This window comes from Hominilimicola sp., assembly GCF_046972485.1.
Classification (GTDB): domain Bacteria; phylum Bacillota; class Clostridia; order UBA1381; family UBA1381; genus Hominilimicola; species Hominilimicola fabiformis.
The window spans coordinates 1-4,589 of sequence record NZ_JBKVWU010000154.1 but is presented as its reverse complement, the minus strand read 5'-3'; the positions used below and the strand labels follow the sequence as shown (position 1 = coordinate 4,589).

At 36.8% G+C, this 4,589-nt stretch carries 6 protein-coding genes; 2 read left to right on the top strand and 4 right to left on the bottom strand.

Features of this window, described 5'->3' with window-relative positions; translation table 11 throughout:
- Positions 1 to 803, bottom strand: an 803-nt coding sequence (locus ACLTU0_RS10945) for an Ig-like domain-containing protein (protein WP_412322470.1), incomplete at its 3' end; no start/stop codon positions are given.
- The gene (locus ACLTU0_RS10940; RefSeq protein ID WP_412322468.1) at positions 731 to 1,699 is read right to left on the bottom strand and encodes an Ig-like domain-containing protein; all 969 of its coding nucleotides are present in this window, start codon (positions 1,697 to 1,699) and stop codon (positions 731 to 733) included. The genes ACLTU0_RS10940 and ACLTU0_RS10945, both read right to left, overlap by 73 nt.
- 155 nt (positions 1,700 to 1,854) lie before the next feature.
- Here ACLTU0_RS10940 and ACLTU0_RS10935 point away from each other — a divergent pair, with 155 nt between their 5' ends.
- Both ACLTU0_RS10935 and ACLTU0_RS10930 read left to right on the top strand, forming a co-directional pair.
- Complete coding sequence (locus ACLTU0_RS10935) at positions 1,855 to 2,625, top strand: AraC family transcriptional regulator (RefSeq protein ID WP_022228796.1); 771 nt, start codon at positions 1,855 to 1,857, stop codon at positions 2,623 to 2,625.
- Between the two features lie 275 nt (positions 2,626 to 2,900).
- Positions 2,901 to 3,878, top strand: a complete 978-nt coding sequence (locus tag ACLTU0_RS10930) for a Fic family protein (RefSeq protein ID WP_337599263.1) — start codon at positions 2,901 to 2,903, stop codon at positions 3,876 to 3,878.
- A gap of 58 nt (positions 3,879 to 3,936) precedes the next feature.
- Here the strand turns inward: ACLTU0_RS10930 and ACLTU0_RS10925 are convergent, their stop codons facing one another.
- Together ACLTU0_RS10925 and ACLTU0_RS10920 are read right to left on the bottom strand one after the other, a co-directional pair.
- Positions 3,937 to 4,083, bottom strand: a complete 147-nt coding sequence (locus tag ACLTU0_RS10925; RefSeq protein ID WP_308455973.1) for a hypothetical protein — start codon at positions 4,081 to 4,083, stop codon at positions 3,937 to 3,939.
- 169 nt (positions 4,084 to 4,252) lie between these two features.
- The coding region (locus ACLTU0_RS10920; RefSeq protein ID WP_412322465.1) for a hypothetical protein at positions 4,253 to 4,589 on the bottom strand (337 nt) is incomplete at its 5' end.

Genomic DNA, 4,589 nt, shown 5'->3' with positions numbered 1-4,589 from the left:
AGAACATATTTATTTGCCTTTTCGTTATATACCACACCGCATCTGCCTGCCCAACCACACCATGATTGACCCAGAGTTTCAAGCGTTGCGACATCGCCTTCATATTTCCAATTTACCAAATCATCTGATGTGTAGCAAGTGTATGCTTCAAAAGCAGGATGCTCAACCGTTTTACCTAAAAGAGGGTCAGTCGCATACGTTACAGCCTCTTTATAGCGAACGCCGTACCAATAATATTTATCATCATTAGGGAATTTGAATATACCACCACCTTGCGAATATAGGATATTTCCGTCTGTATCGGTATAGAAACGGTCGTTTGTTATAAGCTGCTTATCTTCTGTTACTGTTACAGTACATTTCGCTGTTTTACCATTTGATGTCGTGACTGTTATTTCCGCTGTGCCCACATTGCCGGCAACAATAACCCCGTCATAAACTTTTGCAATTTTTTCATCACTTGAAGTCCAATTAATTCTGTCATCTGCGTTTGACGGCTGAATATTTGCATTTACTACGGTTGTTGCACCGAGCTTTGGTAAAGATACATTTTCTTTATCAAGTGAAATGCTTTGAGGTTCAGCCATTTCCGCTACCGTTACATTGCATGAAGCCGTAAGCTTTTCGTTGTCAGCCGCCGCTGCGGTAATTATTGTTTCACCAACGCTTATAGGAGTCACAATACCGTTTGATGAAACAGTTGCTACATTCTCATCTGAGGACGTCCATTTTATTTGTCGTTTAACTGCTGTTTCGGGCAGCAATTTGGCTGTAAGTTCGCCGTTTTTACCGCCCGATAGCAGTGAGAGAGAGGCTTTGTCAATAGTATATCCTGAGCCGCCTGCAATACAGTAACGGCGCAGTCGGCTTTGAAACTGCTGTCAGCCGTTTTTATAGACACCACTGTTCTGCCTGCCTTTTTCGGTGTGACAAGACCTGTGTCGTCAACGGTGGCTATATCCTCATTTTCGCTTATCCATACAAGGTCACCATCATTTATTCCCTCTCCGAAAATAGAGTAGGTAAGTCTTTGAGGCTCGCCGGAGGTAGATAGAATAAGCTCGTTTTTATCAAGTGCAACGCCGCCGTCATACATTGTAAGTGCGAGCGTCGCGGTTTTCGGGTCTATGTCAAGCGTCTGTGACGAGTTTGAAAACGCGAATTGTACTTTGCTTTCCACATCTGCTTTTACCTTGCCTTTTACATATTCACGAATTGTTTCGGTTGATATTTGGTCCGTGCGCGTTTCGCCCTGTTTAACCCCCTCCGCCTGATACATACTTTTGTCAAGTGAAATCGCCTTTATTTCGGAAGCCGTTGTATCGGCGTTTATTGTGATGTCGGCTGGATATATATCATATGTTCTGCCACCGCTTCTTGACGAGCCGTTATGTACGCTTACGGTAAGTGTGGCGGATTTTATGCGTTTCGCTTCTGCCGCAGGAACGGTAAATTCAAGAACGCCCACTCCGCCCCAAGAATTTGATTTGGTATTCCAGTTAATATTTGAAATATCCTCCTTGCCCGCATAGTTCACTATCGTCTGCGTAACATTTCCGTCACCGTCCGTCAAGTATGACGCGCTTTGCGTACAGGCAATCGGTGTCATTTCCTCGTCAGCGCTGACAACTGCTGTGGTAAATGACGATACGATAATAGCAAATACGCTCATTACACTTATCAATTTTTTCAATATCATTTTCCTACCTCCGTTAAAATATTATTTTTATTATAGTATTTTATCATATAATAATATATAGGTAAAAATATATATTTGCCGTAAACTAATCAATTTTTGCTCTTTAATCTTGACCGAGAGTATATGAAATGATATACTTTTAACAGGTGATTTTTATGATGTACGAAAAAGAATGGGAAAACCCGAATTACAAATTTCTTTCATATGATGTGGATAATCTGAATTGGAATATACATTACCACGAGTCTTTTGAGATTTGCTTTATTATTGACGGCGAAATAAATATTACAATAGATACCGTATTATATAATTTAAAACAGAATGACAGCGTAATAATATTTCCACGTCAGCTCCATAGCTATGAAACGGAAAAAAGCTCAAAAATGCGTGTAATCACTTTTATGCCTGATTTAATCCCCGAATTTACAAACCGCTATCAAAATATGCTTCCCGAAAAAAATGATATTAAGGAGATTTCGAATTTCAAAAAATATTTTGACGCGAAAAATATTTTTGAGCAAAAGGGCTTGTTATATTCTATATTCGGAATTTTAGTGGAGAGTACGAATTTTAAAGAAGCCGCAAATAATGAGGAGTCACAGTTGCTCATTAAAATTTTACGATATATTGAAAAGAACTTTAAAACTCCCTGCCTTTTGCAGACAGCCGCCGAAGAATTGTCTTATGGGTATTCGTATCTATCGAGAACCTTTAAAAAACGTATGGGAATAAGTTATACGGAGTATTTGAATAAATACAGAATAAACCGAGCATTGTATATGCTCAGCAATCAAAATCATGTGCAGATACAGCAGATTGCGGAGGAGTGCGGCTATGACAGCCTATGCAGCTTCAACCGCAATTTTAAGCATTTTACGGGTCGTACACCGCGTGAGATGATAAAGTGTAATGACAACCAAAAATAGCATTCAGACATCATAACAGAAATATATCGGAACGGTTGTATTTGCCACAAAAATATTAATCTCCTATGGTTATCATGAACCAAAGCTTTAACAACAGCAGTTATAGTTTTTCAGAATATGTTAAAGTGTTGGAATATAGGTGAGTTTGTTAATACACTATATGCCAAAGGAACATCTGATAACATACTTCACTCTAAAATTTATATTGATTTGAAAATATGAAACAAATATGATATAATATTTGTAAATAGCTTATAGAAAGGCAGGTATACTAAATGGAATACAAACCACCATTTTCAATTAATGACGATATAATAAATTTACTTGCCAAAACCAGTGAACTTGTCGGACAAGTAAGTATATTGCATAAAAGCAGCAGTTTAAAGCTAAGACGTGAAAACAGAATAAAAACAATTCACTCATCTCTGGCTATTGAACACAATTCATTATCATTAGAACAAGTTACAGCGGTTATAAATGGTAAGCGAATTTTGGGTGCACCTCAAGAAATCAAAGAAGTACAAAACGCATATGAAGCATATGATATAATGCTTACACTCAATCCTCTTAGTATTGAAGATTTGTTAAAAGCACATAAGCTAATGATGAATGATTTAGTTAAAGAAAATGGTCGTTTTAGAAATGGCGGTGTCGGTATTTTTGACGGAAATAACTTAATTCATACCGCTCCTCCTGCAAATTATGTACCCCAATTAATCAGCGACCTATTTGAATGGTACAAACAATCTCCATTGCATATTTTAATTAAAAGTTGTATTTTTCACTATGAGTTTGAATTTATTCATCCGTTTGCAGATGGCAACGGACGAATCGGTAGAATGTGGCACACACTATTACTTAGTCAATGGAATAAATTATTCTCTTGGTTACCTATTGAAGAACTTATAAAAGAGCGACAACAAGAATATTATGACGCTCTCGCTATCTCAGATAACAAAGCTGACTGTACTGTATTTGTAGAAATGATGATGCAAATAATATTCGATGCCCTAAATGATTTAGACACCACCGACCAAGTTAGCGACCAAGTTAGCGACCAAGTTAACATACTGTTAAATTGTATGGGAAATGAAGTGCTATCTGCTACTCAGCTTATGCAACGATTAGGACTTTCACATAGACCTACTTTCAGAAAAAATTATCTCAATCCGGCACTTAAAAACGGACTCATAGAAATGACTATTCCCGACAAACCAAACAGTAAAAATCAAAAATATCGTAAAAAAATATAGACTGTTATGTAAAAAATAAAGCAGAGAATAACAAAACGTATTCTCTGCTCTATAATTTTTATGTATCCGTATCCTCACCGCAAACTTCTTTAATAACCGTGCGGGCAAGGCTTTTTGCTATTGCGGTTGCAAGAACGTCCCGTATGTGTTCTTTTATCCGCTCGTCTACTTCATCTATTGTTATAACTTTTTGTGACTTGTCCAATGTACCTCCCCCTTTCCGTGATATGTTATAATATGCAATGCAGATTAAAATAATAACAAAATTATCATATATACTGTGCCACATGTGACATGATGCCACACTGTAATATGCCTATAAACCGCATAAATACTATATTTGACACACCTGTCACACTTGGCACACTTAAAATTTATTTATTATTTTCAAACTTTTCGCGGTCGAATCTCATTAATCCGCTTCTTGAACCGTTAATAGTTTTTTTAACTTTATGACGCCCGTCTTTAGCAGGTATTAAATACCCTTTTTTAATTAATTTTGTTTCAAGTTCTCTTTTGGGCAAAGAAAATCCATCATCTGCTTTCCGCAAAAATTCATTTGCTTTTGCATATGCCGCTTCCCAGATAAGATAAATATAAATTCCATCATAATAACCAATACAATTATTAGAACAAGATGCTATATTCTTCTTACCCTCTTGTATTTCTGAAAGTGAAACCTTATTTGAGGCTCTCATTACATTAATAGTG

What these genes read in the sequence shown, in the direction of transcription:
- ACLTU0_RS10940 (WP_412322468.1), bottom strand. Translation starts at nt 1,699, where the DNA reads ATGATATTGAAAAAATTGATAAGTGTAATGAGCGTATTTGCTATTATC.
- ACLTU0_RS10935 (WP_022228796.1), top strand. Translation starts at nt 1,855, where the DNA reads ATGATGTACGAAAAAGAATGGGAAAACCCGAATTACAAATTTCTTTCA.
- ACLTU0_RS10930 (WP_337599263.1), top strand. Translation starts at nt 2,901, where the DNA reads ATGGAATACAAACCACCATTTTCAATTAATGACGATATAATAAATTTA.